Source organism: Synergistaceae bacterium (genome assembly GCA_031267575.1).
Classification (GTDB): domain Bacteria; phylum Synergistota; class Synergistia; order Synergistales; family Aminobacteriaceae; genus JAIRYN01.
In genome coordinates this window covers 63,288-80,606 of sequence record JAIRYN010000017.1, presented here as the reverse complement: position 1 = coordinate 80,606, position 17,319 = coordinate 63,288, and the positions used below count along the sequence as shown (strand labels likewise).

18 protein-coding genes and 1 pseudogene are annotated in these 17,319 nt (G+C 42.4%); 4 read left to right on the top strand and 15 right to left on the bottom strand.

Translation table 11 applies throughout. The features are described from left to right. Positions 1-54 precede the first annotated feature (54 nt). Positions 55-285 (bottom strand): tautomerase family protein, encoded by a 231-nt coding sequence (locus tag LBJ36_02515; GenBank protein MDR1377911.1) that lies wholly within the window; start codon positions 283-285, stop codon positions 55-57. A gap of 148 nt (positions 286-433) precedes the next feature. Between LBJ36_02515 and LBJ36_02510 the strand changes: the two genes are divergently transcribed. The 4 genes from LBJ36_02510 (at position 434) to LBJ36_02495 (ending at position 2,910) form a co-directional block, all read left to right on the top strand. Next, positions 434-748, top strand: a complete 315-nt coding sequence (locus tag LBJ36_02510; protein ID MDR1377910.1) for a recombinase family protein — start codon at positions 434-436, stop codon at positions 746-748. Between the two features lie 397 nt (positions 749-1,145). Then, positions 1,146-1,943 (top strand): hypothetical protein, encoded by a 798-nt coding sequence (locus LBJ36_02505; protein ID MDR1377909.1) that lies wholly within the window; start codon positions 1,146-1,148, stop codon positions 1,941-1,943. 468 nt (positions 1,944-2,411) lie between these two features. Continuing rightward, positions 2,412-2,756 (top strand): hypothetical protein, encoded by a 345-nt coding sequence (locus LBJ36_02500; protein MDR1377908.1) that lies wholly within the window; start codon positions 2,412-2,414, stop codon positions 2,754-2,756. Positions 2,757-2,775: 19 nt separating this feature from the next. Then, positions 2,776-2,910, top strand: coding sequence for a helix-turn-helix domain-containing protein (locus LBJ36_02495; protein MDR1377907.1), 135 nt, complete (start codon positions 2,776-2,778; stop codon positions 2,908-2,910). 591 nt (positions 2,911-3,501) lie between these two features. On the opposite strand, the pseudogene LBJ36_02490 reads toward LBJ36_02495, so the two are convergent. The 14 genes and pseudogenes from LBJ36_02490 to LBJ36_02425 all read right to left on the bottom strand — a co-directional run bounded on the left by LBJ36_02490 (position 3,502) and on the right by LBJ36_02425 (position 16,659). Further along, positions 3,502-3,654, bottom strand: a pseudogene (locus LBJ36_02490) (hypothetical protein). 606 nt (positions 3,655-4,260) lie between these two features. Beyond that, positions 4,261-5,187, bottom strand: coding sequence for a polysaccharide pyruvyl transferase family protein (locus LBJ36_02485; GenBank protein MDR1377906.1), 927 nt, complete (start codon positions 5,185-5,187; stop codon positions 4,261-4,263). Positions 5,188-5,384: 197 nt separating this feature from the next. Further along, positions 5,385-6,311, bottom strand: coding sequence for an FkbM family methyltransferase (locus tag LBJ36_02480; protein MDR1377905.1), 927 nt, complete (start codon positions 6,309-6,311; stop codon positions 5,385-5,387). Between the two features lie 350 nt (positions 6,312-6,661). Beyond that, the gene (locus tag LBJ36_02475) at positions 6,662-7,732 is read right to left on the bottom strand and encodes a glycosyltransferase family 4 protein (GenBank protein MDR1377904.1); all 1,071 of its coding nucleotides are present in this window, start codon (positions 7,730-7,732) and stop codon (positions 6,662-6,664) included. A gap of 233 nt (positions 7,733-7,965) precedes the next feature. Further along, positions 7,966-8,970: a hypothetical protein gene (locus tag LBJ36_02470; protein ID MDR1377903.1), complete on the bottom strand. Its 1,005-nt coding sequence runs from the start codon at positions 8,968-8,970 to the stop codon at positions 7,966-7,968. A 350-nt stretch (positions 8,971-9,320) separates the two neighbouring features. Beyond that, entirely contained in the window at positions 9,321-10,358 is a 1,038-nt protein-coding gene (locus LBJ36_02465; protein ID MDR1377902.1) for a glycosyltransferase family 4 protein, read from the bottom strand. Positions 10,359-10,365: 7 nt separating this feature from the next. Further along, positions 10,366-10,914 carry an acyltransferase gene (locus tag LBJ36_02460; GenBank protein MDR1377901.1) on the bottom strand — a complete coding sequence of 183 codons (549 nt, stop codon included), beginning with the start codon at positions 10,912-10,914 and terminating at the stop codon, positions 10,366-10,368. Next, the gene (locus LBJ36_02455) at positions 10,895-11,386 is read right to left on the bottom strand and encodes an HAD family hydrolase (protein ID MDR1377900.1); all 492 of its coding nucleotides are present in this window, start codon (positions 11,384-11,386) and stop codon (positions 10,895-10,897) included. The genes LBJ36_02460 and LBJ36_02455 overlap by 20 nt, the downstream gene beginning before the upstream one ends. Before the next feature lie 3 nt (positions 11,387-11,389). After that, entirely contained in the window at positions 11,390-11,818 is a 429-nt protein-coding gene (locus LBJ36_02450) for a hypothetical protein (GenBank protein ID MDR1377899.1), read from the bottom strand. Then, the gene (locus tag LBJ36_02445; protein MDR1377898.1) at positions 11,815-12,507 is read right to left on the bottom strand and encodes a nucleotidyltransferase family protein; all 693 of its coding nucleotides are present in this window, start codon (positions 12,505-12,507) and stop codon (positions 11,815-11,817) included. Before LBJ36_02445 ends, LBJ36_02450 begins: the two co-directional genes overlap by 4 nt. Further along, on the bottom strand, positions 12,504-13,118 hold the full coding sequence (locus tag LBJ36_02440; protein MDR1377897.1) for an SIS domain-containing protein: 615 nt from the start codon (positions 13,116-13,118) through the stop codon (positions 12,504-12,506). The genes LBJ36_02445 and LBJ36_02440 overlap by 4 nt, the downstream gene beginning before the upstream one ends. Continuing rightward, positions 13,115-14,056 (bottom strand): hypothetical protein, encoded by a 942-nt coding sequence (locus LBJ36_02435; GenBank protein MDR1377896.1) that lies wholly within the window; start codon positions 14,054-14,056, stop codon positions 13,115-13,117. Before LBJ36_02435 ends, LBJ36_02440 begins: the two co-directional genes overlap by 4 nt. A 60-nt stretch (positions 14,057-14,116) precedes the next feature. Beyond that, positions 14,117-15,382, bottom strand: a complete 1,266-nt coding sequence (locus LBJ36_02430; GenBank protein ID MDR1377895.1) for a glycosyltransferase family 4 protein — start codon at positions 15,380-15,382, stop codon at positions 14,117-14,119. Positions 15,383-15,525: 143 nt separating this feature from the next. Continuing rightward, positions 15,526-16,659, bottom strand: coding sequence for a hypothetical protein (locus tag LBJ36_02425; protein ID MDR1377894.1), 1,134 nt, complete (start codon positions 16,657-16,659; stop codon positions 15,526-15,528). Positions 16,660-17,319 lie beyond the last annotated feature (660 nt).

The window sequence follows — 17,319 nt, the reverse complement described above, 5'->3', positions numbered from 1 at the left end:
CATAAGGGCAATTCACCGCTAAACATGAATGTTTTACGGAAAACCGCGCTGTTTTTAATTAGGAAGACCTGCCTTATTTGAGTCAAAAGTAAATGCTGTTGCCCTATCAGCGATTAAAGTGCCGGCCACGGCAAAGCTGTCGGTTGGCATGTCGATAATTTGTACCCACACCTGCTCTGGTTGGACGTTCAAGTCCTCGCAGGCAATTCGTGTTACGTTCGCCGCGAACTTACGTTTTTCCTCCATGGAGTGTCCCGCTATCAAATTGACCTGAATCATCGGCATAACAATCATTTCTCCTTTCTGCTCTCAATCTAATCTTAAATCTCAAACATTTGCGATTTGCGAAATGAGTGAGCGGTCCTTAGAACAAGTATAGCAGGAAATAAACCAAACTGGTAAAGATTTAGTTGGAACATTCCTCACCGATATCATGCTTCAGATTCTATCGTTTGTAGCACAAAACGAGCGTGAGTACATCAGGAAACGGCAGAGCGAAGGTATAGCGGCAGCAAAAGCGTGTGACGTCCATTTTGGTCATCCTATCAAAAGTTCTCTAAAAATTTCCGCTAGAACAAACCTAGAACAAACGGACTTGAAAAGAAGCCACGTTCTACAGGCGCTTGAGGAAACTCCGGCTGTCGGAAAACTAAAAAGCGGCTATCAAAATGTGTACTTTTTGCTAGTCACCCTATCACTGGCTCGCAACAGCAAAATAGCTAAATTTTTTCTAAGTATTATACCATAATTATTCCAAAATTTTGAGCCCAAATTTCAATTCTGGGATTTTATCAAAAAGTACACCTTTTGATAGTCGCGATTGGGGAAATTCACAGACGATAGAGGAAGTTCAGGTTAAGGCTTTTCTCTGTATGCTTAATTTATATGCTTAATCTATATGCTCAAGTGGTTATGCGCATTTATATTGTCGTGGAGTATTTTCGGCATCTATCCAAAACCCATGCGCCAAGCTCAGTTAGAGGTTTGAGCAAACATTACGTTTTGACAAGGAGTGAGGCAAAAGTAAAATGAGGAAGTTGCTTCTTAAAGCCATTAAAAACCCCAGAAAAATTTTCTTAAAAATTTTGAGCTATCTCCCATGGCTTCCAGATGATCTATATTTGCGGCTGTTTTACAAATTAGCAATGGGGAAAAAACTTGATCTGAAACATCCAAAAACTTTCAACGCGAAAATTCAATGGCTGAAGCTGTACAACCGTAAGCCCGAATATACGCAAATGGCAGACAAATACGCCGCGAGGAAGTGGATTTGTCGCGAATTGAGTGAGAGAGGTTACGAATATCCCGACAGTTTTTTACCTGCGGTGTACGGTAAATGGGACTGTTTCGACGCAATTGATTTTTCGAATTTGCCCGATTCTTTTGTACTCAAGACCAATCACGACAGCGGAACAGTCGTACTTGTTCCCGATAAATCGAAATTCGACGCCAAAGCCGCCAGAAAGAAGCTCACAAAAAGTTTGGCGAAGAATTATTACACATGGGGGAGGGAGTATGTATACAGAGAGATAAAGCCTTGTGTTTTCGCTGAAGAATACTTGGGTTATAACATCAATGATTATAAATTTTTCTGCTTCGATGGACAGATTCGCGCCATAGAGGTTGATTTTGATAGATTGATTGAGCATAAGCATAATTTCTACACATCGGACTGGAATTTTATTCCGTTACAGATGGGATACCCCAATGACCCGAATCATATCATTCCCCGACCCGAAGTTTTGAGCGAGATGATAAAAATCGCCGAAATCCTGTCCCAGGGTATGTCATTTTTGCGTGTGGATTTATACAATATTCTTGATAGAATTTATATTGGCGAGCTGACATTCTATCCCGCAAGTGGTTACATTGTATTTTACCCCAACTCATACAATGAAATATTCGGAGAGTGGATGAAATTGCCGGATACGAAAACGCTTTAGTAAAAATTCAAGCTCAGGCGGCGAAAGAAAAGCAACAGGGTGACGCCGTGCCTGGTCATAAGCTGCTGCAAATGTTGTTACCGCGTCGAGAGCGACGAAAACTTAAAGGAGATCGCTTCTAGCTTTACTAATTAGGATATAAGATGCAAGATAATGTTATGAATAAGATATATAGTTCGAGGCAAGCAGCAGAATTTCTTAGCGTCAAAGTAAAAACTCTACAGAAGTGGGACAGGGAAGTGGGACAGGGAGGATAAATTAAAACCCACTTCACAAAGTAAAACAAATCGGAGGATTTATACCGAGAACCAATAAAAAGATTTTCTGTGCTTGAAGTCGGAAGATTCTCATGTCAGAAACGTTGCGTGTTGCCGGGTTTCTAGCCAAGCTCAGAAGCCCGACTTAAGAAACCAGCAAACAGTTATTGAATAATATTGCAGCGAATTAAGGCTACGAGATGTTGAGTTTATTTGCGAAGTTGGTGATGGACTAATTTTTAAGCGTCCAAAATTTCTTCAAGTGATGGAAGACGTAGAAAAACAGCAAATCCGCCTGCTGATTATCGCTCACAAGGATAGGCCAGTACGTTTTGGTTTCGAGTGGTTTGAGCACTTTATTAAAGATCATTTTTGTGAGCTAAAAATTTTGGAGAGCAAGGAATTGAGTCCAGAGCAAGAAATGATCCAGGATTTCATGACGATAGTTCATTGTTTTAGTTCAAGATTATATGGGTTACGAAACTACAAAAAATCTTTGAAGGAGGCGCTGGAACATGGTTCTAGCTTACAAGACAGAAATAGATCCAGTGCCTGAACAGCTAGTGTCTGAGTAAATTGAGAAGATACACCGGACTATCGGTGTTTGTCGTTTCGTGTATAACCTATTTATAGCCACGAATCAGCAAAGCTATAAAGCTATAAAGAGGGTAAGCAATATCTTAACGCTTATACCTTTTCTAAGTGGCTGAACAATGATTATAGCGAACTTCATCCTGAAAACTCATAGATTCGAGAAGTATCCTCAAAAGCTGTAAAGCAGACTATTATCAATGTTGACTTAGCTTATAAACAGTATTTCAAGATGAAGAAGGGATTACCAAAATTTAAGAGGAAACATGATAGCGACACCTGCTTTTACGTTCCTCGTAACAATGAAAAGGACACGGAAGCGCAACGGCATCGAATCAAGATACCCACCCTAGGCTGGGTAAAGCTGAAAGAGTATGGGTATATACCTAAGTTTTGGATTGAGTGAACATCCGCCAATTTGATGGGTACTGACGACTCCTCAAAATTGAGGAGATTTTCTCGAATGGAACAGGGCTGTCTTTGTCGATCTTACACTCCCACGACTAAAGTCGTGGGAGTGTGTCAATGTAGTTATACTCTAAGCCGAATTACTCTTTAAGGTTCAATAATGTTTCTTTATGTGCCTTTGCATAATCCCACCACTTTTCAAGGGAAAGGAACAGATCGGCGTGTTGCTTGATTTTCTCGTCACTCCATTCCCACCATTTCAGCTGTTGAAGAAAGTCTATCTGCTCATCGGTAAACCGATATTTAATAATTTTAGCAGGGACGCCACCTACAACAGCGTAAGGTGGCACATCCTTTGTAACAACCGCGCCAGCCGCAACAACCGCTCCATTACCAATATTGATTCCCCCTCGGGGGATTATTACATTCGCTCCAAGCCACACGTCGTTGCCGATAGTGGTACGATTGATGTCGTTGTAGTCAATAGTGGTATTGTAGAGCAAATTACGCATTGCGCCCATCCTATTTGAAATATATCTGTAACGGTGCTGACCGGGGTTGATGATACAGTTTGACCCTATTCCACTGAAGCTTCCGATATCCGTATCGAAGATCCGCGTAAAGATATTTACACTGGAATACTTACCGATTGTGACATTTGCCAAATGCACAAATAGCCTTATCTGCATATGCTCCTTCAAAATAACCGAACCATTCAAACGAGCACGCCAAATATGCAACCTCGGAAAACAATTCCACACAAACCCCATAGTTTTTCGCTTTGCGTTAAATAACGAATTAATTACGCTCATAGAGCACACCCTCCTAAAAGCCCATCTCTGAGAAATCTCATTGAATAAATGCGCTGTTCAGACAGAATGCTCTCAACAGCGGTATAATCAATCGAGTTTGTAATAACATCGTCGTCAGGGAATTGCTCAATGTCAAAACATCTATCAAGCAATCCCGTCAGCGAAAGCAACGAACCTAGCCTTGTCCGGCATACCAGTTCATTAAAATACCCACGTTGTGGTTATTATTTTCGTAAAGTGTCACTATAACTACCTTTTACCCTGTCTTAGAGTGACTAATGACTTGACCTTTTTGATTATCATTCGTTGCAGCCAGATAAGCAATCTTTTAAGTAAGCAATCTTTTGACTGATTAACTGATTGACGCTTCAACATATAGATTTGCGTATAGCTGTTGTCGGGCTCCTGGATTTTGGCTTCGACAAAGGCTTTTACACTCTCGAAGAATTTGTCGTTCAGTTTTCTTGCCTCCTCACGGTCATAAACCTGCGCTTTTTCAGCATCAGCTTCGATATCTCCTGAATAATATGCGGGCTTATATTTAAAATTCTCAAATTTTGTCGAAAATTTGTTTGAGCAAACCGCTTTTTTCTGCATGAGCATTGTAAAATATAATGCGTGATAACTGTTTGATACAATAATATCAGACGATGATATAAAATCTATGATCGCATAGATGTTCTGCCCGTTCGTTATTCTTTCATATTGCGTAAAGCCGGGCAGTAGGTTTCCGTGATGACTGATAACACCGATATATCTTTTGGTAGCCAGCTTTTTATCTAATTCTGGCAGCTTACATGTAACGCAGGGCAGCCATTCAAATCCTGGCAAATTGAAATCGCGGACACCACATAGTTTGAAGCGTTCTGTTTTGAGCGAAATAGATAGCTTCTCATTATAGTGTCTGTTAAATCCCGCACTCCATACCACGACATTTTCGCAAACCTCGGTCAGTTTATTTATCGCCATGTTCCATTCGTCGCATAGGTCTAACATACCGCCGCCGCCGATTATCACGATGTCGTCCTTATATATTTCCGCCCAATGCACTGTTAAGATATCATGCGCTATCACGCTATATTGTTTGAAAAAGCCGTAATAATAGTTCAGCGGTGAAGTGACCCAATCACCCGTATTTCGTCTGTCGAAAGCCGATACAAAATGTATTTTATTCATAAACACCATCCACCCATATATTTATTTGGAGAGTGTTGCCCAAATAATGATCATCTCGTAACAAACCCATGTATCACCTTGATTTTCATTGCATGTACCATCATTCTTGGAAATCATTGTGCTGCAAGGTTTTTCTTTGAAAAAATCATTATCTGGACAACCCTCTCTTTATTTGATTGCCAGAACAACGTTACAAATTATTTCCATGCTCTAATAACGACTCTGCGAGGCGTCGGGCGTTGACTTCTCAATATGTGAGGTTCACCGTCTACAACCTCACACTGCGGCCGCCGTAACATCCACCCTGGCGTGAATTCCGTTTCGTATCCGGCGTCAGCGAAAATCTTGCCGATAACTTCCGCATCGTCTAAGCGATGATAAACGCAAACGCTCCAACGAACATTGTCGCGCTTCAGCAATTTCTTCGCACCCGCAAGACACCTCCGCTCGAATCCCTCGACATCCATTTTGATAAAGTTAACCTCTTTATTTTGGAAGTAGTCGTCAAGCGTGATCGTACTATCGCTTGAAACATCAGAAATATACTTGCTAATGACGTTAGTCTTGTCAGAATACGGTTCAAAAGTAGCCTTGAGACAACTTGTCCATTTTGAGTCGCCTTCGAAAAGATAAAGCGTCTTAGCGACGCCCGCGACCGATAAGGCAAAGTTGGCGGCTTCGCAGCCCACATCGGCGACAATTTCCCCCTCAGAGACGAAGAATGGTGTTGGTTGAGCAGTTGGGTGTTGCTGGGGGGGGGGGTATATAGTGCCGATAATCGGATTTTCTGCTGTCACATACCGATGAGGACTGTTTATGTCCATTTCCTGAGCCTTAATGCGGAAATCCGCTCCTGTCTCTATTATGTACCGCTCATACTTATTGAGCTTGGATATGTCGGTATTTGGGTAATACAGCCGCGTCCCGGCGAATTCGCCATCAGAATAAAAGGCATAATTGAGGCCATGCCGAGTGTCGTAGCCGAGGGACAGAGATGCGGTTTTGCAAGGGACCATAGTGAGACGTTCTTCAGTTAAGTAGCGTTGTCGCCGATACTCCCAGTTCCATAAAATGAGTTTAGGCGGCAGCAAATTGTACAACAAACGCTTAATTTGCGAGTTCATTGATATACCTCCCAGATGATGTATAAAGTCTTTTTTGAAGAAATTCACGTCATTGCTGCGAAAAGTTTCCACATTATTCCAACCTTATTATTCCAACCTTCAATACTTGCGGCATACGAGAGTTTGATTTTATTGTCTGCGAAATAAGATAACCAAGTCGATATCCGTCTGAGACAATGCTTGTATCCGTACCTTGTTCGCCGCAATTTCTGCAGTCGCTTTTTGTACTATCGCCGAGAGCAGCTGCTTGATGATACGCTTTAGAAACTTAAGCAGACCAGATAGAGTTCTGCGTCTGCGATTTTGGCCTAGATAGTCTGTGCGTTTTTTGATTGCTTGCCAGAACTGTGTTACAATCTCTCCAGTAGCTCATATAGCTTTTTTGCTGATTTATCCCAGTCGTATTTACTAAGCAGGTTTTCCGGCGGCGCAACGGGTTCCGCCAGTAGCTTTTCCAAATCCACGTTAAAATCTTTAGGGTCAATAAAATGTACGGAGGGTGGGTTGCCACCGTATATTTCCGGTAGACACGTCGCGTTAGAAACGACCACGTCCTTTGCCCCCAAGCCCAACGCCTCGAGCGGCGGCAAGCCGAATCCCTCATAAAGGCTTGGAAACAAAAACGCGCGGCAATGCTTCATAAGCGACACAAGCTCCCCATCGCTGACGTACCCCAAATGGTTCACGTTGTTAAGGCCACCGTTATCAAACGACTTTATCCCGAAGAATTTGAACGAGTCAGTCCAGCCGGTAATAATAAATTGGCTTTGTGGGTTGTGTTTTGCGGCTTCTATTATCCATGCAAAATTCTTTGATTTAGCCAGTGTTGATGTAGCAAGAAAATATTCGCCGCGTTTAAGGAATGGGTGCCTATCGAAAACGCACTCATCGTCTTTTATCTCTAAAACGTGGTTCCATGCCGAATACATGACGGTAACCTTGTCCGGCGGTAGTTTGTAGTGCTTAATCACATTCTGTTTCTCTGTTTCGCTGACGACAATTACGTGTTTCGATATTTTGCATAGAAGAAACAATTTCACCCATCGCTTAAGTTTTACATAAAACGAATTGCGCAAATTGTCAAAATGTGTCACGATGTCATGAATATCGTGAACCGCCACGATGACTGTGCATTGAAGTGGATATACTTCAGGCACTAAGCTTATGATGGAGGCGCGATTCTTTATCGCATAAAACTGGCATGCCAACTTAAACCTTTTCTTCGCTATATAACGGCATTTTACAATTTCTATGTTCATTAAAGGAAAGTCTGGATCGGTATTCGTAAAAAGGATAATCTTTATTTTCCCGTCTGTCAACAACTCATCTATGTGCCTTAATATTTCAGTGGCATAACGTTCAGCCCCCGTTACCTTTTTACTGAGAAAGAAGCCGTCGTACACATATTTTTTGATTTTCAAATCGTTTACCTCCGTATCATCTGCAAGAATCCACTATATATAATGCAATAATTCTTATCGCTTCTCCAGTGGCTCCGCTCTTGCTCATCGCCTTGAAATCCCTCACTCAATGCGCCCAGCACAGGTAATGTTTCCATTGGGGATATCAATATCGCTTGTTCCGTTGCCAGTACCAACAACCATCCCGTTTTACCGTTCTTTATGCCAAAATCTGTCTCATTCGCGTTCCATCGCTACACATTTTCCGTCATCTGCGGAATATCCATAACAAAAGCTAACGCTACTAAGGGTAATGTATAGGCATAGGAAGCAAACTGGAAATTTAACGCTAAACTAATAGAAATCCAGAAGAGAACAAGTGCGGAATATTTGAATTGGACAATATGCCGTGTTCGTTTCAAGCAGTAAAAAAAGAAATTGTAGTATAACAGTCCACCTAATAAACCGTGCTCGGCCAGTATTCTTAAATAAAGTGTAATTGAGGAGTTTCGGGTCATGCTTGCAAATCTAATTGCCGTAGGAAAGTATTTCCTGATATAATCCTCCACAAGGTAATAATGCCCAAAACCACCGATGCCAAATAGTTGGTTTTCCGCAAATATCGGTACATTTATTAAAGCACCGATAATCCGAACAAAAGAAGACCCCTCGTTGCTGAGCAGTCGATTTAGATTACTAAAGTTGAGTACTCTGCTAGCAAAATAAGTCTCCGGATTCAGCATGAGCAACTTGTAAAAAATGTAACAAACAAAGGCCACCAAAACAAGAACTTTTATTATAGCTCTTATTACTTTTGCGCCATTTTTGATTGTTCGCGCATATAAAAAGACAAATATCAGGCAACCTATCGCAAATAACCCTACCCCCTGCAGTGATTGCGTGAGCAAAAACAATGCTGCCGAAGCGATACATCGTACTCGATATTTTCCATTATGACGCATCGCAAGGTACAAATAGCAACAAAACGCAAAGAGCATGTGACTCGCTAACCATGACGCCTCTGCCGTTGTACCAACTGGGCGTCCTAACTGCCAACCACCGAACACTTGCTGAATAATGGCATGTACTGTCATTGGTAACAGTTTATAAATTGATAAAGCGTCAATTATGGCGATAATTATCGGTAAAGAGTACGCTACCCCGATAATTCGCATTATAATATCGCAGTAGCTCTGCGCCGAGTTTCTTTTCGCTATTTGAGCAAAATTTATGTGAAGCGCGATGAACGTGACTAACATACATGACAATGTTGTAAATAGCTCAATGTACGACGAATCGTCTGGATAACCGTATATCTTGGATATAATTGGAGAACTCAATAGCGCAAATTCTGAAAAAAGAAACAAGTAGACAATTCCTTTGTTGACGTTAAGTTTTTTCTGTTCTAGAACCGCCAGTAATATGGACATTGCAAAGGAATAGATGCATACCGGCCTGTAGACAGACGGCATAGCCCATCTAAAGGCGTCATACGGCAACAAAAAGCATCCTAACCAAAATGTCGCGTATGACATGCTTATACGTGTCATAGGTAAGATACTCTGTTGTATTATGCCAATGTCGTGTGCTTCCTGTTGTGGCATATCAACTATCCCTTCATCTGCTTTACCAGTTCATAAACTGCTTTTGCCGATTTCTCAAAAGAATATTTCTCTAACGTATCGTTAGGTGCGGAGACGACACTGTTTAACACTTCGTCTAAATCGTAGTCATAGCGATTAGGGTCGATATAACGAACTGAATCAGCATAGATTTCGGGCAAACAAGAAGCGTTGGAGCAGATTACGTTTGCGCCAACAGACAGAGCCTCCAGAGGTGGAAGCCCAAACCCCTCGTAAAGTGACGGAAACAAAAACGCTTTACAATTTGCCATAAGAGCTTTAATCTCGGAATCCGTCAAAAAACCGACGTAAAGCAAGTTTGCGGATGTAAACTGCTCACTGCCAAAACGCTTATCACGCCTGCCGGCAATAACGAACAACTTATCAGGGTTATTTTTAGCGACCATTTCAACCCATAAGAAGTTCTTATTTCTAGAAACTGACCCAACTGTGAGAAAATATGCACCTGCGGTCAAGTTCAGTTTATCAAGAATGACCAGATCAGTACCTATTTGTTGATAATGCTGCCACGCGGAGTAAATGACGCTGACACGTTCCGCTTTTACGTCGTAGTTTCGCATTATTTCCATCTTGGAAAACTGCGACACTGTGATCAAATACTTTGCAGATTTGCACGCGTACCAAGATTTCAGTTGTGTCCAAATCCGCGTTATTATAGGGAAAAATTGCGGGTTTACTTTGCTGTTTACATCATGGAGTGCCACAATGCAATTGCGAGAAAAAAGTGGCATAGTATTCCCAAGTGAAAGACCTAAACGATTATGCGCGACTAAATACATTCCAAAGATAATGTGCTCCCAAAATACCAAACTTCGCGATTTGCCATATTCTACTATTTCTATATTTTCTAGAATTAAGTCGTGCTTCATTCCTTTCGGAATAATTAACTCCGCCGCTCCAGGTTTCACAAATGTGTCAAGCGATTTTACAATTTCAAGACAATATCGCTCTACACCTGTATGCCTACGAAATAAAAACTTTCCGTTTATCGCTAATTTCCTCATATTCTCCTCATCTAAACCACGGCTTCCAAACAGCCGGTGTAATATCGGGACGTTCTATCGTTTTCACTTCTTTCGCCGGAACGCCTGAGTAGATGGTGTTTTCTTTTAACACTGTATGCGGTTTAACTGTGCTGTTTGCTGCAAGTATGCAACCTTTTCCCAGAATACAACCATTTAGCACAATTGCTCGTGCCGATATCCAGACATTGTCGTTTATTACCACCGGTTCCCGAACGAGCGCGAAATCCGGAGCGGTTGTACTGTGCGCAGCGGTTATAACCATCGAGTACAGAGCGAGTGTACAATTATTGCCAATATATACCCCTCCCCGCCCATCTATGTACGAAAACTCGTTTATGTAAGTATTCTCGCCGATTTTAATATTCCACGGAATCGTCACCGTTGTGCCCATCATAATTCGCGAATGCTTCCCAATCTTCATACCGAGCATTCTATAAAACATTTTGCGAATGAACCAGATAGGGATGTACGCGACAAAATAGTTGATGAATACGTATAAAAAGCCACCGAGTATGCTAGTTAAGTGTTTTTTCATCTACGCCTCCGACGTGCAAACTATTGATTAAAACAGCACGTACTCCCGTTGCCGTCGCGGCTTTTACATCACTGTCACTATCTCCAAACATAACGCTTTGCTCGACACAGATATTGAAATCCCGAATCGCTTGCTGTATCAAACCGGGTTTTGGTTTACGACATTCGCAATCTCCGGTGAAATCTGGATGATGCGGACAGAAATAAAAAGCGTCGATGTGTGCGCCATACTCGTTATTCAATCTCCAATTCATATACTCGTGAAATTTGCGCATATCAGTCTCTGTAAACAATCCGCGCGCAATACCCGACTGATTTGTTATCACAATAACGAGAAAACCCTTATCGTTGTATCTGCGTATCAGTTCCGGAACGCCAACGATAAATCGCAGTTCCTCCGTCTTATACGTATGCACGGTATCCACGTTAATTGTTCCATCTCGATCGAAAAATGCCGCTTTATTTTTAGCCATTGCTCATAATCCACGCTTTTTAATCTTTGCGGGTACACCAATAGCTATTGAATCATCGGGAATGTCTTGTAATATCACCGCGTTTGCGCCAATTATTACATTATTCCCAACTCGTATATTCCCCAGTATAACCGCGCCGGCGCCAATCAGCACATTATTTCCGATAATAGGCGCCCCGCCCTTGCAAATCCCATTCGACCATTTACTGCCCATGGTCACATTTTGAAATACGGTACAATTATTACCAATGACTACTGAACCATGAACGACGCATCCTAGTCCGCGATGATAAAATATCGTACCTGCACCAATAGTACATTTGGCAGATACAGAATTTGCGTACAGTACACATTGAATCAACTTGAAGAAATGCCCCCCCCCGGCAAAGCCTAATTTATACAGCTTGTTTGCAATTCTCCATAAAATATTCACAACAAAACCTCCGTTGCAAATTCGGCTTGCGCCCGTTCATAATCTTCCTGAACGCCGATATCGATAAAGTACCCCTCGCACGGATAGGCGCGAAGTTCCAAGTCATACGTGTGCTTGAGGAACAAATCAGTCTCAAGAGAAAACGCCGCGGGAAACCCATCAAACAGCCTACGCTTCAAAATGCAAACACCACCGTTGATGAAACCGCGCTCGCAAGGTCCCTTTTCGCGAAACTCAGTGATACGCCAATTGTCGATCGTCAGCGTACCGTATCGTTTAAAGTCGCGCATTTCCTTGACTGCAAGCATCGCGTCCGCGTTCGTTAGCTCAAACTGGCGTTTCATTTCAGGCAACGGCACATCGAAATATGTATCGCCGTTTATCACAAACACCGAGTCGTCATCGCACAATCCCAACGCTTTCTTGACCGCTCCGCCAGTAAGCAGCGGAGTTGTTTCGACGGAGTACGACAGTCGCATATTGGAATAGCTGCCGCCGAAATAATCGGAGATCTTATCCGCCAAATACCCGGTCGCAAGTATTGTGTGCGTCACGCCATTACGCGATAACCAGTCGAGGACGAAACTCAGGAACGGCTTCCCAGCAACCGGCGCTATTGGTTTGGGCAAATCGGGAACAATGTGCCGAAGTCGCGTTCCGAACCCACCTGCTAACACAATCGCCGTCAATCGAAAAACTCCTTCTCAAGCTCAAGGCAAATCGCATGGTACACCGGCAGATGCAACTCTTGAATTTTGTAAGTCTTCTTCTCAGGTACCTGAATACACACATCACACAAAGATTTTAAGCTGCCGCCGGATTCACCGGTTAAGCCGATTAATTTCATGCCTTTTGCCGCCGCTGTTTGTGCTGCAAAGATGATATTTTTCGAATTACCAGATGTGCTGATTCCCCAAAACACATCACCCCCATTGCCTAACCCGTACACTTGTTGCGCAAACACCAGATCCGATGCATTGTCGTTAGCAAACGCGGTAGATAACGCGGACTCATTGATAAGCGATATTGCCGGTAACGCCGATTGCAAATTGGAGACCAAGTATTCGGAATCGGGCAATCGCGCGAATCTCGCTTTTTGTGCCCCTGTGAACTTACGTGGCATTATGAACCCTTTCATCAACTCGCCGACTATATGCAGAGCATCGGCCGCACTGCCGCCGTTTCCCGCAACCAAGAGTTTATTCCCGCTGCGAAACGCCGTTTTCAATATTGCGATCGCTTTAGCAATTTCGCTTTTGCAAACCGACAATACAGGATAACGCGCAAATAGCTCGTTCAAAAGGTATATTCCTCCGGCGCATAATACAGCACCTGCGTTCCCGTGTTTTCGAATCGAAACGGTACATTCATCAAATTACCAAGCGCATTGAGCACATTCTGACGTTTGCCGTTCACTACATAAAACAGCAAAAATCCGCCACCACCCGCACCGAGCAACTTGCCGCCTAACGCGCCTGCCGATACCGCGGTCTTATACAACGTGTCAATATGGCTCGTAGAAATATTGTCGCTCTGCTGGCGCTTTAACTGCCACGCTTTGTCAAGCAATCCGCCAAATTCGTCCAAATCTCTTTTATGATCTTGCAGCACGTGCTCTGCCTCGTTTACGAGTTCGTATGCAGCCAAGAGATTATCTGTATTGTCGCTAATCTTCGAGACAACAGTCCTTTGAATATCCGATGAGCACCTCGCGAACCCGGTAAAGAACAACAGTAGATTATCGTTGAGCAACTGCTTTCGCTCTTTGCTTATGATAATCGGCGTCACGCTGTATCCGCCGTTCGAAAACTCTATGCGATTCAATCCGCCAAACGCCGCCGCAATTTGGTCCTGCCAACCTCCAGTTTCCTTGCATAAAGTGCGCTCCAAATAAATCGCCTCATCGGCAAGTTTCCGCTTGTCAATATATTGCCCTTTCAAAGTATGAAACGCGTTCAACATTCCCAATGCGAACGAACTGCTTGTTCCAAGCCCGGTGCGCGCCGGCAAATCAGCCTCATATGTCAGCCGAATATCGTGCATATCAAGTAGTTTCATCGCCTCGCGAATCGCTGGATGCTCAATATCCGATTGCGTTGAAACGCGCTCTATATGCGAGTAAACAAGCTCAGAGGCGTAATCGAAGAATGGCGGCAAATGCCTGACCGTTACGTAGCAGTATTTATCAAAGGTGGTCGATATGACCGCACCGTTATGCCGACTGAAAAACTCCTGCATATCCGTTCCACCTCCGAAAAACGACATACGAAACGGGGTTTTCGTGATAATCATATTTATCTATAATTCCATTTTCTTGAAATTTTCCCAAATCGATTGCCAGTTGTATTTCTCTGCAACCAGTCGACATCCGTTTTCGGTTACGTCAATTGCGTTTTCAGGGTTGTCCAACAAATCGTCAACACACCTTGCAATCTCAGCATAATCGTCATAAGCGAAAAAGTATTTGCCGTTTTCGGCAGATATACTTTCAGCGCCGATGCTGTTTGTAACGACCGGCATCTTCATTGCCATCGCTTCGAGAATTTTCGTTTTGATACCGCTTCCATAAGCAATGGGGGAGAGAAAAACTGTTGTACTCGTTACCTCGCTCTGCAAGTCGTCTACAAACCCCGTGAATTTTACGTTTACATTGCCGGAATATTTCTCGGCAATATTCTTTGGGCAATGGCCTATGACCTTTAATGTAACCTTATGTTTGATTAGCGGAAATATTTTATTGAGTATCATATCAAGGCTATCTATGTTAGCGGCGACATTGAAATTTCCAACGAAAGAAAGCATTTCGCAGTCTCTGTTGGCTACCGTTAAGCGAGAAAACAATTCCACATCCACACCTGTCGGTATAGCGTGAACTTTTTGTTCGCCCAACACCTCGTTCAAGTATTCCGTTTCGGTGTCGGAAACAAGAATTGTTTTGTCATAAACCTCGGCAAACTTACGCTCCCAAATCTTTAGCCGCTTAATCTCGGCTCTCAGTATCGCGTTCCTGACAAATGGAAGATTCATAAAATTTTTGATGCTGGACAACATAGCGTTACTATACATCCCTGCAAAATGCGCCTGATTTGACGTATTTTGAATTTGACGCTCATATCTTTTCGAGAGTAGATCATCGCAATCAAATATTTTCAGCGCATTATAATTTTCAAATGCGTATATGTATTGCGCGAGCCTGATCATATCAACAATGATGACATCGGGTTTTACTTTTTCGATATATTCCACGATACGTTTTGCATTTTCTTGACTATAGTATAAAGAACATTGAAATGGAAACTTTTTGCCGAACAACGACAGAGCAATAAAATTTTTCAATTTCCCAATAAAATTGACACCGCTCGCCGTTACGATCTCTTCGATAAATGAAGGACGTTTTTCGGCGTCTGCTTTTTTTTGCCCCGATTCTAAAAAGCTGTACTGATAAATCTCGTAATCATAGACATCGTGTAGTCCTCTGCAATAATGATACAAAGAAACCTTCCGGCCACTATCGGGAGGATCAAAGAGCCGCGTTGTAATAAACAGTATCTTTCGCTTGTTCAAAACACACCTCTAAAGCATTGATTTGGAGACGAATATCGCTGCGCTAGCATCTTCATATTATTAATCCTCTCCCAAAAAACTTGCGCATATCCAGAAAAACCACATTTTCCATTAGAGTTTTTATTATGACCTTCTGTAAACTTTTACGTAGGGTTGACATAGCGCTTGACGTTTGCACTATAAATTTTCCCTAAAGCCCACAACATTCCTAAAGAAAGGCCTGACACGATTCCTTGGATAACGATAAAAGCTCTTTTGGGTTTGAATTTGTAATCAGGGGGTACGGCGAAATTAAGAACTTGAACGAACAGTAAATCGCTAGATTCGTCCATTTTCGCGCTTTCCAGTTGTTTCATTATAAGCTCATACATCGACATCGCATATTTCACATCTCGTAATTTTCGTTGATATTCCAGTCCCTTTTGCGGAGCTTCGCGCAGAGAATTTGTTGGAACCGTACTTCCCTTGGAATTTTTTTCCTGTTCCTGTTCTTCAAGTTTGGTCAGTTCATTTTTCAACGCGGCAAGCTCCGATCCTGTTCGTTTTAATTGAGGGTTGCTACTCTTAGCGTAAGTACGCAGTGATGATATCTCCACTTCTTTAGCCGCGATTTGAGCGCGCATAGACGCAATAGAAGACAGCAAGACCTCCATTTGCGGCTCCATAGCCACCAATCCGCTTGTTTCCTGATATTTTTGTAGCTCGTCTTCGGCGTTGCTCAAAAGTTCATAAGCTTGACGGGCTTGCTCCTCAAAAAACATCCGCCTTTGAGCGGCTTCGTCGATAGCTAAAGATCGCATCTCATTTTGGAGTTCTTCGATAAATGAGTTGGCCATGCGCGTGGCTTTTTCGGGATCTTCATCCAAAACTGACACTGTAATAATACCGCTTTCCGCGTCTACTGCGGCTTCTAATATACGAGATATGACAACCTCGCGCATTTTCACGCGATATTTTTCTTCGTAGACATTCATCAAATCAAATTGGTCAATAATCTTATCGATAATTGTCTGGTTACGCAAAATACCTACTACAAGCTGACCTTTACTTACGCCGCCAAGACCACGCAGCCCTTCCATTCCCGAGGAAAATATCTCAAGCGCGGCGTTATTTTTCGAAGTTGGCAATAGAACGCTAGTACTAGCCTTGTAAATTGGAGGCGTCAATAACGCGTAAAATAACGCGATAGCTCCAAAAACCATGCCAAAAAGCATAATTGAGCGTTTTCTTTTGGCAAGAATATTGATGATATCCCTTAAAGCGATTTCAGATTCCATAGCGGATTCTCCCTACGCCCTTGGTTATAGGCATGAATCATTACTAAAATCACATTTCATAAGAACACATATTCCTGATTCCTGCGACAACGCACACCAATTGACCCTGATCCCACAAATCGTATTGATCGTATTGATCGATTAGTTCCTTCACCAACGGGATCTGCTCCATTAAGCGTGAACGTTTAAAATACCATTTCCATGTTTTTTGCATTATGTGGGCTATGTTTAATCTGAGACAGTGGGTGGAAAAGATAAAAATATCTCTTTGCCACAGGCAAAAAGAAAATTTAAACGATACTATATTATTATTCTGGCTTCTGGCTTCTGGCTTCTGGCTTCTGGCTTCTGGCTTCTGGCTTCTGGCTTATTGTACGATATATTGGATAAAAAAACATCCGTAAAAAACATGACATTTGCCCCACCCTTACTCCATAATTTTACTGATTCAGATGATACCATCTTTCTGTGCTTTAGTCTAGTGTCTCGACTTTAGACAACTTTAAATTTTGGAGAGATTGAGGTTCTTTCTTTAGAATTGTTTCAGCTCATATCCAGTATAGGCACCCCACCTTCCGAATGGTAGGCTTAACGTATACGAATATTGAGGAGACAAAATCAAAACTTTAAAGACATTACTACTAAAAAATATTAGCACTA